General features: G+C 65.8%; 23 protein-coding genes. 16 read left to right on the top strand and 7 right to left on the bottom strand.

The window, feature by feature from the left end; genetic code table 11:
- From FOF45_RS18420 to FOF45_RS17370, 11 genes are all read left to right on the top strand, one after another.
- A partial coding sequence (locus tag FOF45_RS18420; RefSeq protein ID WP_199244525.1) for a phospholipase effector Tle1 domain-containing protein occupies positions 1-1471 on the top strand: 1471 nt, incomplete at its 5' end.
- A 1-nt stretch (position 1472) separates the two neighbouring features.
- Positions 1473-1937: a hypothetical protein gene (locus FOF45_RS17415; protein WP_158987085.1), complete on the top strand. Its 465-nt coding sequence runs from the start codon at positions 1473-1475 to the stop codon at positions 1935-1937.
- A 13-nt stretch (positions 1938-1950) separates the two neighbouring features.
- Positions 1951-2418, top strand: coding sequence for a hypothetical protein (locus FOF45_RS17410; protein ID WP_158987083.1), 468 nt, complete (start codon positions 1951-1953; stop codon positions 2416-2418).
- Positions 2408-2893, top strand: coding sequence for a hypothetical protein (locus FOF45_RS17405; RefSeq protein WP_158987081.1), 486 nt, complete (start codon positions 2408-2410; stop codon positions 2891-2893). Before FOF45_RS17410 ends, FOF45_RS17405 begins: the two co-directional genes overlap by 11 nt.
- A 13-nt stretch (positions 2894-2906) precedes the next feature.
- Positions 2907-3359, top strand: coding sequence for a hypothetical protein (locus tag FOF45_RS17400; RefSeq protein WP_158987079.1), 453 nt, complete (start codon positions 2907-2909; stop codon positions 3357-3359).
- A gap of 103 nt (positions 3360-3462) precedes the next feature.
- Positions 3463-3918, top strand: coding sequence for a hypothetical protein (locus FOF45_RS17395; RefSeq protein ID WP_158987077.1), 456 nt, complete (start codon positions 3463-3465; stop codon positions 3916-3918).
- Positions 3919-4070: 152 nt separating this feature from the next.
- The gene (locus FOF45_RS17390; protein ID WP_158987075.1) at positions 4071-5171 is read left to right on the top strand and encodes a Gfo/Idh/MocA family protein; all 1101 of its coding nucleotides are present in this window, start codon (positions 4071-4073) and stop codon (positions 5169-5171) included.
- Between the two features lie 20 nt (positions 5172-5191).
- Positions 5192-5614, top strand: a complete 423-nt coding sequence (locus tag FOF45_RS17385; protein ID WP_158987073.1) for a YqaA family protein — start codon at positions 5192-5194, stop codon at positions 5612-5614.
- 82 nt (positions 5615-5696) lie between these two features.
- On the top strand, positions 5697-6581 hold the full coding sequence (locus FOF45_RS17380; protein WP_158987071.1) for a bifunctional helix-turn-helix transcriptional regulator/GNAT family N-acetyltransferase: 885 nt from the start codon (positions 5697-5699) through the stop codon (positions 6579-6581).
- Positions 6582-6639: 58 nt separating this feature from the next.
- Positions 6640-7839: a site-2 protease family protein gene (locus tag FOF45_RS17375; RefSeq protein ID WP_158987069.1), complete on the top strand. Its 1200-nt coding sequence runs from the start codon at positions 6640-6642 to the stop codon at positions 7837-7839.
- Positions 7840-7910: 71 nt separating this feature from the next.
- The gene (locus tag FOF45_RS17370; protein ID WP_158987067.1) at positions 7911-8834 is read left to right on the top strand and encodes a M14 family metallopeptidase; all 924 of its coding nucleotides are present in this window, start codon (positions 7911-7913) and stop codon (positions 8832-8834) included.
- Positions 8835-8872: 38 nt separating this feature from the next.
- Here the strand turns inward: FOF45_RS17370 and FOF45_RS17365 are convergent, their stop codons facing one another.
- Entirely contained in the window at positions 8873-10357 is a 1485-nt protein-coding gene (locus FOF45_RS17365) for a hypothetical protein (RefSeq protein WP_158987065.1), read from the bottom strand.
- Between the two features lie 188 nt (positions 10358-10545).
- Between FOF45_RS17365 and FOF45_RS17360 the strand changes: the two genes are divergently transcribed.
- Both FOF45_RS17360 and FOF45_RS17355 read left to right on the top strand, forming a co-directional pair.
- Positions 10546-11709, top strand: a complete 1164-nt coding sequence (locus FOF45_RS17360) for a glycoside hydrolase family 18 protein (RefSeq protein WP_158987659.1) — start codon at positions 10546-10548, stop codon at positions 11707-11709.
- An 81-nt stretch (positions 11710-11790) separates the two neighbouring features.
- Positions 11791-12072 (top strand): hypothetical protein, encoded by a 282-nt coding sequence (locus FOF45_RS17355; protein ID WP_158987063.1) that lies wholly within the window; start codon positions 11791-11793, stop codon positions 12070-12072.
- A 3-nt stretch (positions 12073-12075) separates the two neighbouring features.
- On the opposite strand, the gene FOF45_RS17350 is transcribed toward FOF45_RS17355, so the two are convergent.
- The gene (locus tag FOF45_RS17350; RefSeq protein ID WP_199244524.1) at positions 12076-12729 is read right to left on the bottom strand and encodes a VIT1/CCC1 transporter family protein; all 654 of its coding nucleotides are present in this window, start codon (positions 12727-12729) and stop codon (positions 12076-12078) included.
- An 86-nt stretch (positions 12730-12815) separates the two neighbouring features.
- Complete coding sequence (locus FOF45_RS17345) at positions 12816-13808, bottom strand: GGDEF domain-containing protein (RefSeq protein WP_158987061.1); 993 nt, start codon at positions 13806-13808, stop codon at positions 12816-12818.
- A 193-nt stretch (positions 13809-14001) separates the two neighbouring features.
- On the opposite strand from FOF45_RS17345, the gene FOF45_RS17340 reads away from it, so the two are divergent.
- The gene (locus tag FOF45_RS17340) at positions 14002-14727 is read left to right on the top strand and encodes an extensin-like domain-containing protein (protein ID WP_158987059.1); all 726 of its coding nucleotides are present in this window, start codon (positions 14002-14004) and stop codon (positions 14725-14727) included.
- 4 nt (positions 14728-14731) lie between these two features.
- On the opposite strand, the gene FOF45_RS17335 is transcribed toward FOF45_RS17340, so the two are convergent.
- Together FOF45_RS17335 and FOF45_RS17330 are read right to left on the bottom strand one after the other, a co-directional pair.
- Positions 14732-15358: a DUF4136 domain-containing protein gene (locus FOF45_RS17335; protein ID WP_158987056.1), complete on the bottom strand. Its 627-nt coding sequence runs from the start codon at positions 15356-15358 to the stop codon at positions 14732-14734.
- Between the two features lie 129 nt (positions 15359-15487).
- Positions 15488-17431 (bottom strand): outer membrane protein assembly factor BamB family protein, encoded by a 1944-nt coding sequence (locus FOF45_RS17330; protein WP_158987054.1) that lies wholly within the window; start codon positions 17429-17431, stop codon positions 15488-15490.
- Positions 17432-17593: 162 nt separating this feature from the next.
- On the opposite strand from FOF45_RS17330, the gene FOF45_RS17325 reads away from it, so the two are divergent.
- Together FOF45_RS17325 and FOF45_RS17320 are read left to right on the top strand one after the other, a co-directional pair.
- Complete coding sequence (locus tag FOF45_RS17325; protein ID WP_158987052.1) at positions 17594-18508, top strand: dienelactone hydrolase family protein; 915 nt, start codon at positions 17594-17596, stop codon at positions 18506-18508.
- A 29-nt stretch (positions 18509-18537) separates the two neighbouring features.
- Positions 18538-19005 (top strand): YciI family protein, encoded by a 468-nt coding sequence (locus FOF45_RS17320; RefSeq protein WP_199244523.1) that lies wholly within the window; start codon positions 18538-18540, stop codon positions 19003-19005.
- A gap of 65 nt (positions 19006-19070) precedes the next feature.
- Here FOF45_RS17320 and FOF45_RS17315 read toward each other — a convergent pair whose 3' ends face one another.
- Both FOF45_RS17315 and FOF45_RS17310 read right to left on the bottom strand, forming a co-directional pair.
- Positions 19071-19616 carry a peroxiredoxin gene (locus FOF45_RS17315; RefSeq protein ID WP_158987050.1) on the bottom strand — a complete coding sequence of 182 codons (546 nt, stop codon included), beginning with the start codon at positions 19614-19616 and terminating at the stop codon, positions 19071-19073.
- A 71-nt stretch (positions 19617-19687) separates the two neighbouring features.
- Positions 19688-23023 carry a hypothetical protein gene (locus FOF45_RS17310; protein ID WP_158987047.1) on the bottom strand — a complete coding sequence of 1112 codons (3336 nt, stop codon included), beginning with the start codon at positions 23021-23023 and terminating at the stop codon, positions 19688-19690.
- Positions 23024-23230 lie beyond the last annotated feature (207 nt).

Here is a 23230-nt window from a genome sequence, read left to right as displayed (position 1 = left end):
CACGCTCCTGCTGGTGGCCGTGCCGACGATGGCGGCGGCGTTCTTCCAGGGCACGCTAGGCCAGTTCCTGGCGTACTCGGTGTTCGGGCGCAGTGGTGGTGCACGGTCGCGATCGGAGCAGGGCGAGCTTGATGCACACGCGCAGCCCTATCAGGCTCCGCCGCCACGGGGCACCGAGATCCCGCCGCCGGACCTGTTCCAGTTCCGGCTGCCGCAGCAGAATCCGGTGCAGGCTGATGAGATCAAGCGATTGGCGGCCTCCGGCGAGGGCTCGTTCCTGAAGCGCTATCCCCATGCGCTGGCATCCAATCAGCTGATAGGGGCAGAGCGGCACACCGATATCACCACGCTGGAGCGTGTGCAGGTCACGGCACCGCGCGACGAGCGCTTTGCCGACGTCACGTCCACTGTCGACAGCACCACCCCCAGGTGGATGCAGCCCTACACCGGGCCGGAGTCCATCAACTACGCGCGCCGGATGGAAGAGTTGGACCCTCACATCCGAACCGCGGACCTGATCGCCGAGCTCAGCGCCGCGCGCCTGCTCACGCCCGCCGACCGCGAGGCCGTTCGACAGGCCCACGCGACGCTGCAGGCACATCCCGTCCGGCCCATCTTTGACGCCAACGACCCGCACAGCTACCTGCTGATGGTGACCCGCGACGGCACCTGGAACGATGCAAGGAAGATGGTGTATGACACCAATCCGGCGATTTTGACCAACGACCTGTTGATTGAAGGCGACAGCGTAGAGCGTCTGTACCTGCGTGGCGTAGGTACTGATGGCGTTCTTGACAGCCTGGCCGGGGGCGCGACGGGCGACGGTAGTCGAAGGGGTATTGACGATCAATTGCGGCAGTTGCGCGAGAAGATTGAAGACATCCGAGCCCGTGATCCCGAAGCCCACATCAGCGTGGTCTACACCGGCTTCAGCCGTGGCGCCTTCGCCATGCGTGATCTGGCCAACCAGGCCGAGAGAATGGACCTGCCCATCGACCAATCCGCGATGCTGGTCTACGACACCGTGGGCTCAATGGGCGCGGCCGGAAACGACATCAATCCGGGCTACGACGTGCACACGCGCCGCGACATGCAGGTACTGCATCTCACCGCGGACGACGAGCAGCGCGCCGGGTTTCCGCTGACCAGCATCCACACCAGCCGGGACGAGCACAACCCGAACTGGGTGGAGATCGGCATGCCCGGCGCGCACTCGGAACTGGGCGGCGGCTATCTGAACGACTACTCGCGCATCCCGCTGCAGTTTGGCCATGAATACCTGCAACGTCTGGGGGTGCCCTTAAAGCCACTGGGCGACTTTTCGCCACCGTCACTGGACAGCCCGGCATTGCTATTGCACGACTCGCGCTACCTGCCCTATTCCTCGCCACGCGACGTCTACCATGCTGCGCCCCTGACGCCGCCTTCGTCTGAGTGGAAGGGCGGGTTCGGTTCTGGAAAAGGTCTGTGACATGAAGTCCATACTGCTATCGCTGATGCTGTGTCTAACGGCCTGCACGCCTTCAAAGTCGTCCTCACGGCTGCACAGCGTGGACATGGATATTGACGGCCCGCGCGTTTACGACTACCGCATCGATTACGGCAAGACGATATTGCCCTTCGGCAATGGCCCTGACCCTGATTTCGGAGGGGGGAGCACCTACATGGCCAAAATGCCCCTTCCCGAAGTAGCCGTGGCCACATGGCGCACTGCACCGGCCCCGGATGGCGTGGTCGTGCGTTTTGTGGTGCCCATTCGTGACCAGGTTACGGATGAGGAATGGCAGGGAGAACTCTTCACGCTCGAATTCCTGTCCGCACCAACCGCGCTCAAGGTAAATGTCCTGACGGGCATCACAGGCGACAAGGTGCATCCAAGGATTCGCCGCCAGATCTATTCAAGCACTGCAACGCCTGCAGGGGCGCTTGGCCCGTGACAAGGACTATGACGTGAGAGTCGTACTGCTATTGCTCTTCACGATGCTGTGCGTGGCCGCTTGCGAGCCAAAGACCGATTCCAAGCTTCATACCATCCGCATGGATAACGATGGTCCAGTGGCTTATGACTACCGTATCGAGTACGGGAACAAAATCTTGCCTGGCGGTAACCGAGGCGACCCGGACTTCGGAGGGGGGCGCACATACATGGATGTGATGTCACTGCCTGAGGTCGCGGTGGCCAGCTGGCGCACGGCGCCGGCGCCGGACGGCGCAACCGTGCGCTTTATGGTGCCCATCCGCGATCAGGTGACGGAAGCGGAGTGGAACGGCTTCCACTTCGCGCTGGAGTTCCATTCGACGCCGACCACACTCACGGTCAACGTGACCAATGGCATCACGAACGACCGCGAACACCCCAAGACAATCCGCCAGATCTACTCGGGCACTGCAACGCCTGCAGGGTCGCTTGACCCGTGACAAGGACTACTACGTGAGAGCCGTGCTGTTACTGATGATGCTGTGCCTGGTCGCTTGTGCGCCCAAGACCAATTCCAAGCTCCACACCATCCGCATGGACATTGAGGGACCAACTCTCTACGACTACCGAATTGATTACGGAACTACGGTTTTGCCATTTGGCAATCATGGTGATCCGGACTTTGGGGGGGGGTATAGCTACATGGACAAAATGCCGCTCCCAGAAGTCGCCGTGGCCAGCTGGCGCACCGCGCCGGCTCCGGACGGCGCAACCGTGCGCTTTATGGTGCCCATCCGCGAGCAGGTGACGGAAGCGGAGTGGAACGGCTTCCACTTCGCGCTGGAGTTCCATTCGACGACGACCACGCTCACAGTCAACGTGACCAATGGCATCACGAACGACCGTGAACACCCCAAGACAATCCGTCAGATCTACTCGGGCACTGCAACGCCCGCAGGGGCGCTTGACCCGTGACAAGGACTGCAACGTGAGAGCCGTGCTGTTACTGATGCTGCTGTGCCTGACCGCCTGCGACTCTAAGACCCATTCCAAGCTCCATACAATCCGTATGGACATCGAGGGCCATCGCGTCTACGACTACCGCATTGACTATGGGAGTAGTGTGCTGCCAGGCGGTAATCGCGGCCTCTCGGATTTCGCGGGTGGGTTCACCTACATGGCCAAAATGCCGCTCCCGGAGGTTGCCGTGGCCAGCTGGCGCACTGCACCCGCCCCGGATGGCACGGTGGTGCGGTTTGTAGTGCCCATTCGCGACCAGGTGACGAGCGAAGAATGGAACGGCTACCACTTCGCGCTGGAATTTCATTCCACGCCGACCACACTCAAGGTCAATGACACCAATGGCATTCCGGGTAACCAATGGCATCCCGAGCAAAGTCGTCAAATCTACTTCAGCAGCACCGCAGATCCGGACCAATGACGAGCAGTGCCCGACACGCAGACCCGCATCTACTGCCTGGGATGCCGAGTCCCCGCCGCCGTCGTCGGTCTGGGTGGGTTTGGTGCGGGAAAGGGCCCATAACATGAAGTCCATACTCCTATCGCTGATGCTGTGTCTAACGGCCTGCACACCATCAAAGTCGTCGTCACGGCTGCACAGCGTGGACATGGATATTGACGGCCCGCGCGTTTACGACTACCGCATCGACTACGGCAAGACGGTATTGCCTGGCGGCAACCGGGGCGACTCTGACTTCGGGGGAGGGCGCACCTACATGGCCAGAATGCCACTTCCCGAAGTAGCGGTGGCCACATGGCGCACTGCACCGGCCCCGGATGGCGTGGTCGTGCGTTTTGTGGTGCCCATTCGTGACCAGGTTACGGATGAGGAATGGCAGGGAGAACTCTTCACGCTCGAATTCCTGTCCACACCAACCACGCTCAAGGTCAATGTCCTGACGGGCATCACAGGCGACAAGGGGCATCCAAGGATTCGCCGCCAGATCTACTCGGGCACCGCAACGTCGAATGCTCCGTAGTGCCCGAACACCTTCGATCTGGTTATGCGCGACCATGCCAGCGGTGTTCACATCTGGTCAGATCCCGGTTCATGCCTGTCGCCGGCAGGACCGCTGGCCTCACGCCCTTGGCCCGGTTACCTTCTCCCGCAGCACCCGCTCGAGGACCGGTCATGCCCGAGGTGTCCCGTCGTCAGTTCCTGGCTTCGACCGCGGTCGCGATGGCGGCGGCGCCTTTCATCAGCACCAGTTCCACCCGGGCGCGCGCGAACGAGTCGCGCAAGCTAGGCATCGCGATCTGCGGGCTGGGGCGATTGAGCGAACACCAGATCGCGCCGGCATTGATGAAGACCAAGCATTGCCGGCTGGCCGGCATCGTCACCGGCACGCCTGCCAAGGCCGAGGCGTGGAAGGCGAAGTACGGCATTCGCGCGGACAGCGTGTACTCGTACGACACGATGCATCGCATGGCCGATAACCGCGATATCGACATCGTCTACGTGGTCACGCCCAACGCGCTGCATGCGCCGCACACCATCGCGGCAGCGAAGGCAGGCAAGCATGTGTTCTGCGAGAAGCCGCTGGAGATCTCCGTCGAGCGCTGCCAGCAGATGATCGATGCGTGCCGCGCGGCGGGGCGGATGCTCGGCACTGCTTATCGGTGCCAGTTCGATCCGCACCATCTGGAATGCATCCGCCTGGTCCGCGAGCAGATCTTCGGCAAGCCGACGATCCTGCAGGCGGGTTTCGCCATCGATGTCGGCGATCCGGACCAGTGGCGGCTCAAGCGCGATCTCGCCGGCGGCGGTGCGCTGATGGACGTCGGCATCTACGCGCTGCAGGCCACGCGTTACCTCACCGGCGAAGAGCCCGTGCTGGTGTCCGCGCTGGAGACCAAGACGGATCCGGTGAAGTTCGCGCAGGTCGACGAAACCATCGTCTGGACGACGAAGTTTCCCAGCGGCGTGGTCGCGTATTGCAGCACCAGCTACAAGGCCGGCCGCATCCAGAACCTGCGCGTGAACGCCGAGCGCGGCTGGTTCGAACTCGATCCGGCCTTCTTCTACGACGGCAACCACGGCCGCCGCAGCGACGGCAAGGAAATCCGCTTCCCGGAAATCGACCTGTTCGCCGCGGAGATGGACGACTTCGCGCAATGCATCCTCGAAAGCAGGCCGACCAAGGTGCCCGGCGAGGAAGGCCTGCGCGACGTGCGCATCATGCAGGCTATCTACGAGTCGGTGCGCACGGGCAAGGCGGTTTCGCTGGCGTGACGGGTCCGTAGAATCGCGGGATGCCTTACCTAGGTCTGTTCGCCGCGGCGTTCGTCGCCGCCACGTTGTTGCCCGCGCAATCGGAAGGCCTGCTCGCCGGGCTGGTCGTGGCGGGTTATGTGCCGTGGCTGCTGGTGCTGGTGGCGAGCGTGGGCAACGTGCTCGGCTCCACCGTCAACTGGTTCCTCGGGCGTGAAGTCATGCGCTTCGCCGATCGCCGCTGGTTCCCCGTCAAGCCGGCGCAGCTGGCGCGCGCACAGGCGTGGTACGCACGCTACGGCAAGTGGTCGCTGCTGCTGAGCTGGATGCCGATCATCGGCGATCCGCTGACGCTGGCGGCCGGCGTTATGCGCGAACCGCTGAGGGTGTTCCTGGTGCTGGTCGCCGTGGCCAAGGTCGCGCGCTATGTGGTGGTGGCGATGATCGCGGCGCATTACGCGTGACCGGAGCAGTCATCGATACCGTCGGTCGGGCGGGGCACATGGCGGGCTTGATCGGAACCAATTGTCTGACTAAAGTCAGGCAATGGACGAAAGCCAGATCCAACAGGTCCGGCGCTTCAACCGGACGGTCACGCGCCGCATCGGCGTGCTCGACGACGATTACCTCGGACGCGGCCGCCCGCTGGCGGAGTCACGGCTCTTGTTCGAGATCGGACGCGACGGTGCGTCCGTACGCGAGCTGCGCGCGCGGCTGTCGCTGGATTCGGGCTACATCAGCCGACTATTGCGTTCTCTGGAAGCGCAGGGCCTGCTGAAGTCGCAGCCCGCGCCGGACGACGCACGCGTGCGTCGCATCACACTGACGGCCAAGGGACGGCGCGAGGTGGAAGCGCTCGACCGCTGCTCGGAGGCGTTCGCGACGTCGCTGCTGGAATCGCTCGGCGAGTCGCAGCGCGGACGACTCGTCGCGGCGATGGCGGAGGTGGAGCGCCTGATGCGTGCGGCGTCGGTGACGGTCGCCGCGGAAGATCCCTCCAGCAACGATGCGCACGCCTGCATCGACGCTTACCTGCGCGAACTGGCGGAACGTTTCGAATCCGGCTTCGATCCCTCGCGCGGGCCGTCGGCCGATCCGCAGGAACTGGTGCCGCCCTCGGGTGTGCTGTTGCTCGCACGCCTCGACGAGCATGCGCTGGGCTGCGGCGCATTGAAGGTGCTGGGTCGCGGCGTCGGCGAGATCAAACGCATGTGGGTCGCGCCGTCCGCGCGCGGGCTGGGCATCGCGCAACGCCTGCTCGATGCGCTGGAGTTGCAGGCGCGCGACATGGGTCTGCGCACCATCCGCCTGGACACCAATCGCAGCCTGACCGAAGCGCGTGCGCTTTACGCGCGCAGCGGCTACCGCGAGATCGCCCCGTACAACGACAATCCGTACGCGGACCACTGGTTCGAGAAGCGCCTGCGCTGAGCCGCGCGCGCCGGCGAAGCGATACCATCGGCGCATGGGGACATCCGCTGGGGGCGGAATGAACGGAATCGAAGAAACGGCGGCGCACAGTGACGAGCAAGTGCTGGCTGCGGCTGGCCTGTCGCTGGACATGCTCGGCCTGGCCGAAGGTGGCGCGGACTGGCTGCCGCCGGCCTGGCTGACGACGATCTTCAAGGCGCTGCAGGTGCTCGTCGGTTTGGCTGGCTTCGGCCTGCTGCTGCTCAGCGGCATCGTCATGCATTCGTTGTGGTTCATTCCGTTCTGGTGTGCGGCGGTGCTGTTCACGTTCGTCGCACATGAGGCCGGACACGCGGCTGGCGCACTGCTGGTCGGCGGACGCGTGGTCCAGGTGCAGGTGGGACGCGTCAACATCCAGTTGATGCGCCGGGGCCTGCGCATGCGCTGGAAGCGCGGTCCACGCGAGTTCGCCGGCTTCGTGCAGTCGATGTTCGCGCCGGACCGTCCGGTGGCGCGACAGGCCGTCATCGTGATCGCCGGAGGCCCTCTGGCGAATCTGCTGGTCGCGGCAGTCGCGTTTGCCGGCGCATCGGCGCTGCGCCACCACGAGACGGGCGCATTGCTGCTTGGGCTGTGCGTGTTCAACCTCGCGATCGCCATCGTGAACCTGATTCCTACGCCGTCGGGCGCCTTCGGCAGTGATGGCCTGCAGCTGTGGCGCTGGTTCCGCGGCATCGACGACGACGAGCCGCCAATGGTGATGGCGCGCCTGAACAGCCTGCTGATGTGGGGTAGCACCATCGAGGACCTGCCCGAACGCGACATTCAGGCGCTGCAACGCTACGCGCAGCCCGGTCCCTTCATGCATGCGTGGCTGCGGCTGAAGCAGTTCCATCACCGCGGCGAGTGGGAACAAGCGGCCGCGATGCGCGAGGAGATCGAGGCGCAGGTCGGTGCGATGCAGCCGGCTGTGTACCAGGCCATGCTCGGCTTCATCTCGCTGGCATGGTGCGAGTTGCGTTTCGCGGCAGCGATGGCCGGACATGTGGTCGAAGGTCCGCTCGATGGCGAGCTCGACCGAGACGTGGCATGGGCGCTGCCCTGCGTGAAGCTTCGCCTGCAGGCGCTGACGTTCGCGATGCAGGGCGACGCGGTGTCCGCGCGTCGGTGCATGGGCGAATCCGAAGCCTGGGCGCGGCGCAGCCTCGACCGCTCGCTGGAGCGCAGCGAAGACCTCATCCGTCCGATGGTCATGGCCCGCATCGACGCGCTGGCGTGAACCGGAGCCCGGTCCGCGTGGTGCCGCGATGCTAAAGTCGCGTTTTCCGCGACGACGCCAGAGCCCCCCGAATGAACGCCACGACCGCCTTCTATCCCATCGGAACGCCCGGAATCGCGTGGGGCGCGGCGGAGAAGGCGGAATGGCTGTCGCGACAGCGCCGGCAGCGCAGCTACGCCGATGAAGTGGTCGGCGAGATCGACCGGCTGCGCGAGCGCTTCGATGTCGTCCAATACGGACAGCTGACGTACGCCGATGAAACGCATGCGCTGTTCGCGCTGCGCAATCGCGACTGGAACGATGCGTTGCCTGTCGTGCTCGTCACCGGCGGCGTACACGGCTACGAAACCAGCGGCGTGCACGGCGCGCTGCGCTTCGTCGATCGTCATGCGGACGAGTACGCCGGTCGCGCGAACCTGCTCGTCGCGCCGTGCGTCAGTCCGTGGGCGTACGAGCGTATCCATCGCTGGAACGCCAACGCGGTCGACCCGAACCGTTCCTTCCGCGACGACAGCCCGGCCGAGGAATCTGCCGCGCTGATGCGACTGGTCGCGCCCCTGCGCGAGCGTGTGCTAGTGCACATCGACCTGCACGAGACTACAGACAGCGACGAGTCCGAGTTCCGTCCCGCGCTCGCCGCACGCGACGGCAAGCCGTTCGAGCCCGACGGCATTCCCGATGGTTTTTATCTGGTGGACGACAGCGAACATCCGCAGCCGGCGTTCCAGCAGGCGGTGATCGATGCGGTCGCGAAAGTCACGCACATCGCGCCGGCAGATGCCGAGGGCAAGATCATCGGTTCGACCGTGGTCGCGCCCGGCGTCATCCGCTATCCGCTGCGCAAGCTCGGCCTGTGCGCGGGCATGACCGATGCGCGCTACAAGACCACTACCGAGGTCTATCCCGACAGCCCGCGCGCCACGCCCGAGCAGTGCAACGCCGCGCAGGCTGCGGCCGTTTGCGCCGCGATCGATTTCGCACTGGCGCCGCGCTGAGGCGGATCGGCGCGTGATTCCGGTGGTGCCGCGCGGCATCAGTCCTGCGTCGATACCGGAGGGCGCCGCGCGACACGCGCCAGGTTGACGTTGATGGCGTACAGGCTTTCCGCCATCACATAGGCATAGGGTTCTGCGCGTGCGTGCTTGATGAGTTCGTTGCTCCGCTGGGCGAGTAGCGTGCAGCCCGAATCGATTCGTGGGTCGGTCAAGCGACCTTCCTTCATTTCGGAGCAGTAGGCGGCGGTCCAGGGGAACCAGAGGAACGTACTTCCCTCCAGCATGCGGTCGCCGATGTAGACGTCGGAATCGTGTGTCCTGTCGTTCCTTCCGACTGGTCGATCACTCAGCGGATCCGTCGTGCGTCGCCGCGAGTCGGACATGAGGTCCGCCATGTGCCGTTGGGCGCGTTCGTAGGTCGGATTGCCGTCGAGAAGATAGAAGTGCAGTGGGCGGGCTCGCTCGATGACATACAGTGTTTGTGTGGTCAATCCGACATAGCTTTCGGTCTGCTGCTGTCGGATGGGGTTGGGGACCCAGCTTTCCATGTCGTTGTCGTAATACTTCAGGAGCCAGCGGATCCCGCCGTTGATCGCATCCTTCTGCGACGACAGCTTCAGATCGGCGCGTCGCTCGACTTCGACCAGCGCCCACGTTGCCATGACGGTCGAATAGGTGCGGGCGTATTCGTCCTTGTCGGTGACGTTGATGGGCGCCCACCCGCCGCCACGCGTCTGCCGGTGCGACAGGTCGTCGACATGGTGGGCCAGGCGCGAGATGGCTTCCGGCGATCGGTTGCCCCAGATCCTTCCGATGAGATCCGGTCGTGTCGACATGAGTTCGGCAAGCACGACCCACGCATTCACTTCGGTCACGCCCCAGCGAAGTTCGTGGACGTAGCCCCAGCCTTCGGCTCCGGGTAACTGGCTGCGGTTTATGAAATCGAGATGATCGCGGATCTGGCGTGCTTCCTCGTCCGTCATTGCGTCCGGGCTGGACATGATCGCGACGAGACACTGCGCCGACGACCAGACCTGCAGCATCGAGGCATTGTCGATGCGATTGGTCCGCATGCCTCCTTCGGGTTTTCCCAGTTCGATCAGTTCCCTGCGCATCTTGCCGGCTTCGCTGGTCATCACGCGCTCAAGGTCGGGTTTCGGCGGCAACGCCGCGTAGATGCTTCCGGCCGCGAGTCCGCTCACGAGGAGGACGGTGGCGGAAACAAGCGTCCTGCGTCGGGCGGCCTTCTCGATGCGTGCCAGGTGGCGCCTGTAGATCCAGACGAACAGTACGAGGTAGGCGGCAAGAAACGTGACGCCCACGAGGAGCGCCATGCCGAAGTGGATCGTCAACAGATGGTTCGGGCCCAGAATCTCGAACAGCCCGTCACGGATTTCCGAAACGTGCCCAAGGATCGCGGCCAGCAGCCCCAGCGCCATAGAGGTCAGCGCGAACCAGCGCAGCACGCGGCGGAGCCCAGGGAATCGTTGGAACAGCTCTTCTACCAGGACATCGATGGACACGAGCAGAGCCCTCGTGCGGCGGCTGAGGGGAAACCCACCCTTGGCAACGACTTCGGCACCCTGGGGCGGTCACCGTTTGCCGGGTGGCGGGGCGCCCGGGAAGCGCAGCCTCCCGGGACGTTTACGCCGGCGTGGGGCAGACCGGAACGGGTCCGGTACCATCGACGCGACTCGATTCGGACCGTCCGCTGATGCGCAAGCTCCTGATCTTCCTGGCTCTCGTCGTGGCCCTGGGCCCCATTCCCCACGCACTCGCGGAGCCCATCGTCGGTGCGTACTACCCGGGCGGCTCCGCCGAACGCTATCCGGTAAAGGACATTCCGGCGGATCGATTGACGCACCTGTTCTACGCCTTCGCGCGCATCGAGGATGGACGCTGCGTGGTTGCGCCGCAGGCCGATGCGCACTTCAAGGCGCTGGCGGAGCTGAAGCGCGAACACCCGAGACTGCACACGCTGATCTCCATCGGCGGTTGGGAAGCGGGCGGCTTCTCCGATGCGGCGCTGAATGACGACAGTCGCAGGCGTTTCGTGTCTTCGTGTGTGGCGATGTTCTTCGATGCGCATCGCGGCAGCTTCGACGGCGTGGACATCGACTGGGAGTTCCCGGTGTACGGCGGGCCGAAGGAGATCGCGGCACGACCGGAGGACCGGCGCAACATGACGCTGCTGGCGCAGGAGTTCCGTCGCCAGCTCGACGCGCTCGGCAAGACGCGCGGCCAGTCGTACCTGCTTACGGCGGCGCTGCCGGTCGGGCGCATGCAATCGGCGGGCCCGTACGATCCTGTGCTCAGTTTCGAGCTGGAAGAACTGGGCCGCGTGCTGGATTTCATCAACCTGATGACCTACGACATGGGCACCGCGTTCTCCACGGTGTCCACCTTCAACGCACCGCTGCGCGAGGTCGCGAACGACCCGCTGCCACCGGAACTGCGACGCTGGAACAACGTCGAAGGCGCAGTCGCGTACTACCGCGAGCATGGCGTGCCAGCGGACAAGCTGGTGCTCGGCGTGCCGTTCTACGGCCGTGGTTTCCGCGTCACCGGTACTGGTAGGGAAGGTCTGTACCAGTCCTACAGCGGGACCTACGATGCCGGCGACTGGCGCAACATCGAGTCGAAGCTGTTGAAGAACCCGGATTGGGCGCAGCACTGGCATCCCGTCGCGCAAACGCCGTGGCTGTTCAACGCCAAGGAGCGCATCTTCGTCAGCTACGAGGATTCCAGGTCCATCGGCCTGCGTGCGCGCTTCGCGAAGGACGCAGGGCTGCGTGGCGTCTTCATGTGGGAGCTCACCGGCGACGATGCGCGCCATTCGTTGCTGGATGCGATGGCGAAGCCGTTCGAACGCTAGCCGTGCCGTGAAATCCGCGTGAGGTTCGATGCGCGGCGGCGGCGCAAGAATGAGCCTCCCGCGCATTCATCGGAGCGGATCATGGCCGATCCCCATGACGACGACGCCACCCTGCAAGCGCTGCTGGACCGGCTGGTCAAGTTCCGCCTGCCGCGTGCGCTGAACGTGAAGAAGCGCGTCGATGCGGGCGAGCGCCTGACCGACGCGGACATCGCCTTCCTCAAGGTCGCGCTGGAAGACGCGCAGGATGGCCAGCACTACGTCGCGCGCAATCCGGAGTTCCACACGCTGGGCGTGCAGATCGTCCAGCTTTACGAAGACATCGTCAGCAAGGCGATGGAGAACGAGAAGAAGGGCGCTTGAGCCTCAGCCGCCCAACGCGATGGTGAGCGCGACCAGCACGCAGCCGAGGATCACCATCCAGGTGCCGACCCGCCACGCCGGCCGGTTCACGCTGCGCGCGTAGACCACGCCGGTGAGGAAGAGCAGCACCAGCGCGACCGCATTGGACACGCGCATTGCAGGGACGAGGTGCTGCATGAAGAGGAATGGCACCGCGAGCGGGAATGTCGTCGTGAACACCAGCAGGCAAACGCCCAGCGCACCCAGCCAGTCGCGCCGCGCCAGCCGCGCGTGGCGTGGCGGTTCGGGCAGCGTGGACAGGCGCTGGCGGATCGTTTCGAGTTCCGCGTCCTGCAGTACCGAGGCCACCACGGGCGGCAACGCATCGGCGATGCGGGCACGTGCGGTGGCTGCGTCGGCGTTGCGCGCTTCGCGCAGTGCGAGCAGGTTGCCGCTGAGTTCCGAGTGCCGGTCCATCAGATGGATGATGCCGTCGATGATGCCCCAGGCGAGGTTGCAGCCCAGCGCGCCGATCAGCATGGCGCGCACGTCATCGCGTCCGGCATCGACGACGCTGAGCGTGCCGGTGAAGGTCAGTGTCATGATGAGCGCGAACAGGATTTCCGCTGCGCGCTCGCTCGGTTCGAGGATGCGTCGTGATGGAGTCCGGCTCGACATGGCGTTGACGCGCAGGGTGGCCGCTCGCAGGCTACCACCGGGACCAACGTAGCGAAGTCGCGCGACGGGCCAGCGGCCCGCCAGCGTCAGCGGACGGCGGCCCCGTTCCGGCGCGCACGCTTGACGGCGTACATCGCCGCGTCCGCGCGTGCGATCAGGGTCTCCGCATCGGGGCGGTCGTCGCCCGCGACCACCACGCCGACGCTGGCGCCGTCGTAGTCGAGCGTCGTCCCGCCCAGTGTGAAGCGACCGCGCGTGCAGTCGGCCAGTCGTGCATGGAAAGCGTCGATGGCGTGCTCGCCTTCCGCGTGGCCAACGGTGCCGACGACGACGAACTCGTCGCCGCCCAGGCGCGCGGCGAAATCGTCCGCACGCAGCGCGCCCGACAACGCGCGGCCCATCGCACCGAGGAAGCGGTCGCCGACGTCGTGGCCGTACCGGTCGTTGATGCCCTTGAAACCGTCGAGGTCGATGAAGGCCACCACCAGCGCTTCGTGCTGGCGCTCGCAGTGGGCGATGCGACGGGTCAGTTCCTGCATGAGCGCGCGGCGATTGGGCAGGCCGGTCACGCTGTCGACCAGCGCGGTTGCGGCGAGGGCGGCGTTGGCCTGCTTGAGTTCGCCGAGCAGGCGTTCGCGTTCCAGCTGCTGGCCGATCAAACGCGAGAACATGCGCAGGGCGCGCTCGGCGTCGTCGGCGAGCGGCACACGTTGGGCGCTGGCCGCGCACAGCGTGCCGTACAGGGTGCCGTCCTCCAGCCGCACCGGCGTGCTGACGTAGGTCTGGATGCCGAGCGCGCGTGCGGCATCGGAGTCGCCCCAGCGGTCGGACACGTCGTCGGTGTAGAGGCGATCCTCGTCGAGCGCGCGCTTGCACAGCGTGTCGGACCACGGAACGGTGAGCTGTTCGGGGATCTGCAGCTGGCGCGAGTTGCGCGCGTACAGCACGTGCTGCACGCCGGCCTCGTCATCGACCGTGGTGAGGTAGGTCGACTCCATCCCGGTGAAGGCTTCCAGCACTTCCAGCAGCGGGCGGACCAGCTCCTCCAGCGTGCGTGCGGAGGAGACGGACTCGGCCATCAGGGCGAAGGGGAGCGGAACGGGTAGGGCGACATCGGGCTTCATGCGGCCATTTTATCCGGTGCCTCCCTCCCGCGCCGATGGCGCCGGGCGGTGCGTCAGCCCGGGAACGATCTCGCGGCGTTCAGCTTGGCAGGCGCGACTTCCATGAAACTGCACGACCATCCCGCCTGCCCCCTCCGACGGTCCGCGCATGCCGATTCCATCGCCAGTACGCCATCTGCTCTGGCTGCTTCCGCTGTCGCTCGCACTGGCGGCGGTATGGGCCGTGCGTTCAGGGCGGATCGAGATTCCGGAAAAGTGGAATCCCTGGGCACCTCTGCGTATCGACGCACCACCGAATTTCCTCACGCGTTACAAACTCGAGCGCGATTCCGAGGATCGGGCCGCCTGCCGGGTGGCGCTGTCGCAGGCATCGATGCGGCTGGTGCCGCTGCCCGATCGCATCACCGGGGAACACTGCGGCTTCGACAACGCGGTACGCATCGAGCGCAGCTCCGTGGCCGTCAGTGAGCCGTTCTCGCTGAGCTGCCGCGCGGCGCTGTCGCTGGCGATGTGGGAACGCCATGCCCTGCAGCAGGCGGCGCAGGCGCACCTGGGCGTACGCGTGCGGCGCATCGAACATCTGGGTTCGTACGCCTGCCGCAACCTTTACAGCCAGCAGGGCGGTCGCCGCAGCCAGCACGCCACCGCCGATGCGCTGGACATCGCGGCGTTCGTGATGGAAGACGGGCGTCGTGTCAGCGTGCTCCACGACTGGCGTGCCGCGTCGTCTGGATCATCCGACGAAGCGGCCTTCCTGCGCGCTGTGCACGACGGTGCGTGCGGCTACTTCGACGTGGTCCTCGGTCCCGACTACAACCGCGCGCATGCCGACCACTTCCATTTCGATCGCGGTCGTGCGCGAATCTGCCGATGAGCGCTCAGGGCGCGCGCGGAAGCTCGGCCAGGGTCTGGCGGGCGACGGCGTCGAGATCGACCTTGCCGGCCTTGCCGGCGCGCACCGAGCCGCGATAGAGCGAACGCCACAGCACGCGGATGTCGTTGGGCTGCAGCACCTCGACCATCAGGCCGCCTTCGACCGAATCGACGGTGTCGACCCGTATCTTCGGCGTGCCATTGGCCGACTGCACGACGATCTGCGAACAGCCGTCGCGGGTGCATTCCAGCGCCGACGCATTCGCGGCGGACGGACCTTTCGTGTCGCGCACCGTCGCCTGCTGGACGTCGCGCACGCCGACCCGGTAAGCCACGGCGACGTCGGCCTGGCGCAGGTCGTCGCTGCGCCGGTAACCCTTGGCCTGCAATGCCTTGTCCAGTGCCGCCTGCAGGCGCGTGCGCAGGTTGGGATCCTGCACGCGGCGGTCGAACTCCGCTTCCAGCTGCGCGGGCATCGGTACCCAGGCATAACGCGGGCCGGGCAGGGACGTGGCCCGCTTGGAGACCTCGACCTGCGCGGTCGGCGTTTTGCGCGACTGCGCATCAATAGGCTGCGGCGCGGCCAGCAGCAGCGACGCACCGCAGGCCAAGGCAAGCACGAGCATCCTCATGGCAGCGACTCCCCGTTCGAAGATGCGCCACTGTGGAAGCAGCGGCATCACGGCGGCGTGAGGCGGGTGCCGGAAACGAGAGGCCCGGCGGTTCACGCCGGGCCTCGCGGATGACCGTCGCCGCCGGCGTTACTTCAGGCGGATCGCCACCAGCTTGCCGTCGCTGAGGAATGCGCCCGTGGTGATGTAGAGCGTGCGGTTGGCGGAGATCGCGAGCATGCCCGGCTCGTCGTATCGCCACACCGCCTGACGCGTGGCCAGGTCGATCGCGTACACCGAGCGGTCCGTGCTGACGAACAACAGGTTGCGGGTTACGACGACGTTGCGCTGGAACGAGCTGTCGCCGTAGATCGCCGGCGGCGTCCAGCTCCACAGCACCTGGCCGGTGGTCTCGTCGATCGCGTCCAGCGACATCGGATAGTTCCGTCCGGCATAGAGCACGCCGTTAGCCAGTGCGGGTTGGGTCAAGTAGGCCTGCTGGGTGGACCATTCCCGCGTCCGCGCGCCGATGTTGAAGCTCGTCAGTGCGCGCTGCTGTGTGTGCTCGCTGCTGGCGGCGAGCCGGCCGCTGAAGCCTGTGCCGCTGTAGGCGATGACGTTGTCGCGTCGCCCCAGTACCGGCGCTCCGTGGTAGTTGGAATAGTTGATGCCGGAGGATGGATCGGCGATCTCCGCTAGAAGCACGCCGCTGCGGCGATCCACGATCCGCAGCGCGTAGCCGGTGTGGTGGTAGATGTGATCGGCATCGACGGCCGGGGTGTTCATGTATAGGAAGCCACCGGTGTGCTCCCACTGGCTCGCACCGCTCAGCCGGTCGTAGGCATACACGACTCCCCCCTGGTAACCACCGTCGGTGAAGACCTGGTCGCCGTCCACCGTAGGCGCGAGAACGTTGCTCCATTGGGTGCTGAAGGGTGACTTGAACCGGAGCGTGCCGTCAGCGGCATCGAACGACCACAGGAAGGTGTCGGCGTGTCCGGTCGTGGACACATAGACGCGACCGTCGTGGTACGCCGGTGGGTTCATCGCCGGCGCGTAGCCGATGGCCTGGCTCCAGCGCGGCTGGCCGGTAGTTTCGTCCAGTGCATGGAGCGTGGCCTCGCCGAAGTAGACGTCGGTGCTGGTGTAGACCGTGCCGTTGCTGGTCGCCACCGCATTGATGCCGCCGATCGGTTCCACTCCTGGCGGACGCTGCCACTCCCAAACCTTCGCAAAACGCCGGTAGTCGAGCGTGATCGGCACGTAGCCGTCGTGCGCGGCGTTGCGCTGGTGCGTTTCCCACTCGGCGATGCGCGCGATCTGCAACTGGTAGGCGATGCTCATCGTCGCGTCGCGGTACGGCTGCGTGCACAGGGCATCGCGGCAGGCGCGAACGGTGATCAGGCCGCCGCGCGGGCCGGTGGGCAACCCGCCGACGAGCGGCAGCGTGTACTGGAAGCGACCGTCGCCGGACGCCGTCGCCGGCGCGGGCGAGACGAACGTGCCCGCGTTGTCGCTGATCTGCAGGTACACCGGGTTCGATCCCAGATACGTCGCCGTCCAGGTACCGCCGACGGCGGTGGTGAAGGCATCGTCCGGGTCGACGGTTTCCGCCAGCGGTGGCGTGGCGATCGCCACGCGCACCACCGGCTCGCGTACCTGCAGCCGGTAGCCGACCGACGCGGAGGCGTTCGGATAGGGCTGCGTGCATTGCGCGTCCTTGCAGGCGCGCACGGTGAGGTTGCCGCTGCGCGCGCCTTCGGCGAGGCCGCTGGCCTGCACGAGCGTGTAGCCGAAGGCGCTGCCGCTGGCCTGCTGGCGGGCCGGCATCACGAAGCTGCCCGCACTGTCGCTGACCTCAAGCCAGACCTGGCCAGAACCAAGATTGCTGCCGCTCCAGGAGCCGTTCAACGCGGCCCGGTATCCGGAGTCGCCGACGATCGATTCCCCCACGATTTCCGGCGTGCTGATCGAAACACTGACGCTTGCGGCCGCCGGCGCCTGTTGCTGCGCCTTCTTGCCACCGCCACCCCCCTTGCAACCCACGATGCCCAGCAGCACGCACGCGCATGCCAACGCTTGCCACGTCTTCATCCATTCCCTCCCCAGGGCGCATCCATTGCTCGTTGTGATGGGTTCCCGCTCCCCAGCGGAGAATCCCGGGCCGAGTGTAGGGGCTTCGGCACGGCCCTTGCACGCCCCCCACCGGAACGGAGTAAGGTCCGCGCACGTCCACCCGCAGGCACGAGGCTCCCAATGGCGACCCCTCCCCGCAAGACGGCCAGCGACTTCGATCCGGAAGTGCTGCGCCTGTTCGACCAGTACGTGCACGGTGTCATCGATCGTCGCGGTTTCCTCACCGGCGCCGCGCGTTTCGCGGTCGGCGCGACCACCGCCGCGGGCCTGCTCGCCGCGCTGACGCCGCAGTTCGCGGCAGCGCAGCAGGTCAAGCCGGACGACAAGCGCCTGCAGGCCAAGTACGTCGAGTTCGATTCGCCGCAGGGTTACGGCAAGGCGCGTGGGTACCTCGTGCGGCCGGCCAAGGCGAAGGGGCCGCTGCCGACCGTGCTGGTGGTGCACGAGAACCGCGGACTCAATCCGCATATCGAGGACATCACCCGCCGTCTCGCGCTGGAGGGTTACATCGTCTTCGCGCCCGACGCGCTGTTCCCGCTGGGCGGGTATCCCGGCGACGAGGACAAGGCGCGTGCGGAATTCGCCAAGCTCGACCAGACCAAGACCCGGCAGGACTTCATCGCCGCGGCCCACTGGCTGAAGGGCGTCGAAGGCGGCAACGGCAAGCTGGGCGTGGTCGGCTTCTGCTACGGCGGCGGCATGTCCAACTTCCTTGCCACGCAGTTGCCCGACCTCGCTGCGGCGGCGCCGTTCTACGGGCCGGCGCCGGCGGTGGAGGACGTTCCGAAGATCAAGGCCGAGTTGCTGGTCGTGCTGGCGGCGACCGACGAGCGCGTCAACGCCGGCTGGCCCGCGTACGAGGCGGCACTGAAGCAGGCCAACGTGCGATACGAGCTGTTCCAGCCGCCCGGCACGCAGCACGGTTTCAACAACGACACGACGCCGCGCTACGACGAGGCCGCCGCGAAGGAAGCGTGGAAGCGCACGTTGGCACTGTTCGAACGCAACCTGCGCAAGGCGGGCAAGGGCGCATGACGCTCTCGCTTGCAGTGGAAGGAGGACGCATGAAACGCACGATCCTGATGGTGGCGATGTCCGCACTGTTGGCCGCATCGCCGGCGATCGCGCAGCAGGCACCCGCCACGGGCCATGACGCCGCACTGGCGAAGCGGCTCGGCGCGGACGAACACGGCATGCGCAAGTTCGTGCTGGTGGTGCTCAAGACCGGACCGACCCGCGTGCCCGAAGGCGATGCGCGCAAAGCGATGTTCGCCGGCCACTTCGCCAACATGGAGCGTCTGTCGAAGGAAGGAAAGCTGGTGGTCGCCGGCCCGTTCTCCAACGATCCCGCCGGCTGGCGCGGCCTGTTCGTGTTCGCGGTGGACGACATCGAGGAAGCGAAGAAGCTGGTCGCGACCGATCCGGTGATCGAGAAGGGCGAGATGGTCGCCGAGTACCACGCCTGGTACAGCTCGGCGGCGCTGGTGATGATCCCGGAGCTGCATACGAAGCTGGAGTCGAAGGCGCCCTGAGGTTCCCGGCGCAAACAGAAAGGCCCGCCGATGGCGGGCCTTCTGCATTGCGGTGCCGTCGCGGCTTACTTCTTCAGTGCCTTCACCGCATCGAGCGTTTCCTTCACGTGCTTGTTCGGGGTCAGGTCCGAATACACGTGGACGATGTTGCCGTTGGGCGCGATGACGTAGGACGTGCGGTTCGACCATTCCGGCTTCTTGTCGAGGATCGCGTCGTACTGCTTGGCGATCTTCGCGCCCGGATCGGCCGTGACCGCGAACTTGCCGCCGCAGTGTTCGGTCGACTTGGAGAACTCGGCGAGCTGGTCGGTGTTGCCGGCGGTCACGCCGATCACCGTAGCGCCCTGCGCCTTGAACTGGTCGATGGCCTCGGAGAACAGGTGCGCTTCGAGGTTGCAGCCCGGCGTGAACGCGGCCGGGAAGAAGTACATCACCACCGGTCCCTTCTTCAGCGCGTCCGACAGCTTGAAGGTGAACGGATTGCCGGCGAGGTAGGCCGGTGCGGAGAAATCGGGGGCCTTCGCGCCGGTCTTAAGCGCGGCAAGGGACGGCATGGCGATCGCGGCGAAGGCAAGGACGCCCAGCACGGCGAGTTTCTGCAGCGGTTTCATGGCGGTCGGTGTCTGCTCGGACGGGGCTCATACGATACGCCCGCGTCGTGCGGTCTGGCACTCCCTCCGTCTCATTGCAGCGAGTTCACCGACCGCAGGAGGCCGTGCAGCCAGCGCCACATGTCGGGCGCGACCAGCGGCAGCAGCACCAGCCCCATCGCCACGAACTTCGGCCACAGGGCACGCAGCCCGCCGCCGAAAGTGAGGTTGTCGCCGTCGCGGGTGAACATCGGACCGAACATGGGGTCGCCTTCCATGCGCAGGACGATGAAAACGGTCAGCGCAAACGTTCCGACCAGCATCGCGATGCAGACGCTGGTGATGAATCCTTCGTAGATCGGGACATACACGTTGGTGCCGATCAGCACCGCAATCGGCGCCAGCATCGCGCACCAGGCCGTGGTGCGGATGGTCGTGGCGATCAGCTTCATCTCGGATACGAGTCGGGTCTGCCATTCCGCGAACGTCATCGGATAGGACACCCGCACAAGTGCGTTTCCGCCGAGGAAGATCATCCGGCCAGGCCCGCGGACAGGCGCCCTTCCATCGAGCAGGAACCGGGTCTGCCGGACCCATGCAGCCAGCGGAATCGATGTGAGCGGCTCAAGGTCGAGGACGCGCCGCAGCCGCAGATTGAACGGCGTTCCCGGCGGCTCGCCGATGTCGACGTATCTGGGCCAGTCCGGGCCCGCGAAGGAGCGTATGCGGATCAGGGACATGCTGAGCCGGCGCTGCAGGCGGTGCAGACGGATGAGATGGGCGAGAAAGACCACCCCGAGCGCCAGTACACCGATGGAGAGCAGCCACGGCCAACTGGGATCGACGCCCTTCGGGATGGAGTATTCGCGCCACAGGATCAGCATGACGCCCGTGAAGGCCAACGAGGGAAGCAGCCACGAGTGCCTGGCGCCCGTCCAGTACAGGAACTGCTTGCGCATCTCGTGTGGACACAGCTGCCGTATGAGCCGATGAAAACGGCGGTCGAGGATGTCCACGCGTGCGATCCCGACCACGGCCACGCACCCGTACAGCAACCACAGGCAGGCCAACGCGACGCCGTCACGCCCATGCACCAGCGGGAAATCCGTGCATCCACGGACGCAAGGACCTGCTTCCCAGTTGGCTATGGCGATCAGCCGCTCCACGGAGAGCGCCACTGCGAACATGGAAAGCACCAGCAACAGGCACACTCCGATCCCACTCCTCGTGGGGATAAGGCTGTCATCGCGGTCGTAGTGCCGTGCGGCGCAGCGTTTTGCGCGTCCGGGACCGCGTGCGATGGGGAGATCGTTCAACAGTTGGCGTGCGAGCGAGAGCTCCCATTGTCCGCCGTGCTGGTCGCGCAGGATCCAGAACGCCACGAACAAGGCGAAGGCCGACAGCGCCGTCAGCGCGATGTACGAGGGAAGCTGCGCGACCATCCTCGTCTCGGCCGCGGCCAATGAGAATCGGCCAGCCGCGGCTCCATCGATTCCCTGGAAACCTGCCAGCGTGGCCACAAGAACCCTGGGGCGCGTGGAGTTCACGGGCGCATACCTCATGCGCTCGACCGCCGCCTGGGCGAACACTCTCGGCGTCGACGGCGGTCCCTCCGATTGCCTGTACTCGGCGAGTATGGAAGTAGCGCGAAAGCCGTTTGCTGCGTAGTCGCTCGGCATCGGATGGTATTGCGAGTCGCGTCCACAGATCGACATTCGCAGGCCTTGCGTGTCCATGCAGACGAGCGGGTCGGAAGTCGGCACCACGATCGTTCCGCGGGTGATCTTCCTGTAGTCCGGATGCACCAGGAGGTAATCCTGTTCGAACAGGACCGGCACCGCGGCGGGAAGCTGGTTGCGCACCTCGCCAAGCAGGAACAGGCGGTCGCGGATTTCCGTTGCGATAATGATGACGACGTCCGGTTTGACGTACAGGCGCATCGCGTCCATCGTCCGATAGAGCATCAGTTCGTCCGAACGGGAGCTCACTTCGGGCTGATACGGCGGAGGGCGGTCGATGCCTTCGTCCATCGTGTCCAGATTGAACTCCAGCAGGCGACTCGCGCCCGGAACGAGATTGCGGCGCTGGTTCTTCTGCGCCCGGGTCAGGCGCGCCTGCTCGGTCCGGATGGACGCGATGCTTGGCGGGAACTGGGCCACCGACATCGTCCTGATGCATCCCGTCTTTTCGGCATCGCGCGTGACGGCCAGCATTTCGTTCCCGTACGTCGACTCTTCGGCGAGAACGGCGACGCTGAGTTGCTTCCACTTCGGGAGTCCGGGAGGGCAGAGCTGGTTCTGCAGGAGCGAGAACTGCGTTTTCAAACCCCAGGCGAGAGGAACGTAACCGGGAAAGATCGGGCGTGGCGCAGCTTGAACGGCGGGTTTCGCAGGAATTCCGCGCGCAATCGCCTGCCAGTTCGAGGTAGCCGTCGCGGAAGGACTCAGCAGCAGAACGTCCAGATCGATGCACTCGCCCGGCGCGTCGCAGAGGGTTTCCAGCGCGGACAGGATCGATTGGACCGAGCCGGAGAACGAGGGTCCGATGATGTTGAGTTGCCGGGGGAAATGCGCAGGACATTCGCCCTCCCTGCACAACATGACGCGATCGGTCGCTGGCACGCGGGCGAGGTCGTTCGCGCATTCTGTCGGTGTCGTGCAGGCGGGAGGAACGATGGTTCGCATTCCATCGGGGCGCGACCGGGTGCCGATGACGGGAAGCAGCAGCTCGCGCTGGAACGCCCGTTCGTCGACGCCCTTGAGGGGAAGCGGTAGCGGAAGGTTGTGGCAGCTTCCCTTGCTTCCGTATCGGGGCGCGCGCGTCGTGCCGTCCAGCCTCAAGGCACAGGTGGCGGCCACCTGGAATGCCGCGGGCTGGACGCCGTATGCCGGGGACTCGCCGACGACGAACACGAGGAAGTACTCGGTCGGCGCAATGTCGGAACTCCAGCCCTGCCGGCGCCAGTTGTCCCGCCGGAACACGAGTACCCCCGGCTGGTCCCGGTATGCGTGCTTATCGCCACCGGGAGGTTTCGAGCTTGTAGTAGCGGGCGCCTCGTCCGGAGTCCCGGAGGTCCCATCCTTGCCACCGCCGCTCTGTGTCCGCAGCGGCCACTGCAGCGCGAATCCATCCAGCACGTAGCCGTGCGCCTGGAAACCGGCGATGCCAGCGGCGAGGGTCATGTCGAAGGATCGGCCCTGCCTTGTTTCCAGCGGGTCGGGCATCGTGGCTACGGCCGCGTGCACCTGCATCTGGCCCGGAATGCCGTCGAGCGGTCGCAGCGCGTTGGCGATCTGTGGCGTGTTCAACGCAGGTGGGAGCGGCTCTGCGGCCTGCGCGGACGTTGCCAGTCGGCAGGCGAACAGGATGGCCAGCAAAGTAGCCGCGCGTCTGGTGCGACCGCGGGTTGTCGTGTCCTGGATGTCCATGTCATGGCTCCTCGATGCGCGCGCACCGCGCCGCGCGCCATCTCAGCCTTGCCGTTGCTCTCGTCGCTTCAGTTCCTTTTCCGCTGCTCCTTGCGCGAGCTTTCCCGGATGAGCGACACCGTCGCGTCGCGGATGGATTCAGGGGCCGGCTCAGCGGCCTTGCGGGATGTGCGCGCCATGTGCCCTCCTGGGATACGCGTTGTCGCG

Source organism: Lysobacter panacisoli (assembly GCF_009765165.1).
Classification (GTDB): Bacteria; Pseudomonadota; Gammaproteobacteria; order Xanthomonadales; family Xanthomonadaceae; genus Lysobacter_J; species Lysobacter_J panacisoli.
Note: the sequence above shows the minus strand (reverse complement) of the source record. Positions and strands in the feature narration are given on the sequence as shown.

Bases quoted from the DNA above. Each gene is read 5' to 3' on its own strand.
- FOF45_RS17325 (WP_158987052.1), top strand. From the start codon at position 17,594: ATGGCGACCCCTCCCCGCAAGACGGCCAGCGACTTCGATCCGGAAGTG.
- FOF45_RS17315 (WP_158987050.1), bottom strand. From the start codon at position 19,616: ATGAAACCGCTGCAGAAACTCGCCGTGCTGGGCGTCCTTGCCTTCGCC.
- FOF45_RS17330 (WP_158987054.1), bottom strand. From the start codon at position 17,431: ATGAAGACGTGGCAAGCGTTGGCATGCGCGTGCGTGCTGCTGGGCATC.
- FOF45_RS17345 (WP_158987061.1), bottom strand. From the start codon at position 13,808: ATGGCCGAGTCCGTCTCCTCCGCACGCACGCTGGAGGAGCTGGTCCGC.
- FOF45_RS17310 (WP_158987047.1), bottom strand. From the start codon at position 23,023: ATGGACATCCAGGACACGACAACCCGCGGTCGCACCAGACGCGCGGCT.
- FOF45_RS17335 (WP_158987056.1), bottom strand. From the start codon at position 15,358: ATGAGGATGCTCGTGCTTGCCTTGGCCTGCGGTGCGTCGCTGCTGCTG.
- FOF45_RS17355 (WP_158987063.1), top strand. From the start codon at position 11,791: ATGGCCGATCCCCATGACGACGACGCCACCCTGCAAGCGCTGCTGGAC.
- FOF45_RS17320 (WP_199244523.1), top strand. From the start codon at position 18,538: ATGAAACGCACGATCCTGATGGTGGCGATGTCCGCACTGTTGGCCGCA.
- FOF45_RS17340 (WP_158987059.1), top strand. From the start codon at position 14,002: ATGCCGATTCCATCGCCAGTACGCCATCTGCTCTGGCTGCTTCCGCTG.
- FOF45_RS17370 (WP_158987067.1), top strand. From the start codon at position 7,911: ATGAACGCCACGACCGCCTTCTATCCCATCGGAACGCCCGGAATCGCG.
- FOF45_RS17375 (WP_158987069.1), top strand. From the start codon at position 6,640: ATGAACGGAATCGAAGAAACGGCGGCGCACAGTGACGAGCAAGTGCTG.
- FOF45_RS17385 (WP_158987073.1), top strand. From the start codon at position 5,192: ATGCCTTACCTAGGTCTGTTCGCCGCGGCGTTCGTCGCCGCCACGTTG.
- FOF45_RS17415 (WP_158987085.1), top strand. From the start codon at position 1,473: ATGAAGTCCATACTGCTATCGCTGATGCTGTGTCTAACGGCCTGCACG.
- FOF45_RS17350 (WP_199244524.1), bottom strand. From the start codon at position 12,729: ATGTCGAGCCGGACTCCATCACGACGCATCCTCGAACCGAGCGAGCGC.
- FOF45_RS17395 (WP_158987077.1), top strand. From the start codon at position 3,463: ATGAAGTCCATACTCCTATCGCTGATGCTGTGTCTAACGGCCTGCACA.
- FOF45_RS17380 (WP_158987071.1), top strand. From the start codon at position 5,697: ATGGACGAAAGCCAGATCCAACAGGTCCGGCGCTTCAACCGGACGGTC.
- FOF45_RS17390 (WP_158987075.1), top strand. From the start codon at position 4,071: ATGCCCGAGGTGTCCCGTCGTCAGTTCCTGGCTTCGACCGCGGTCGCG.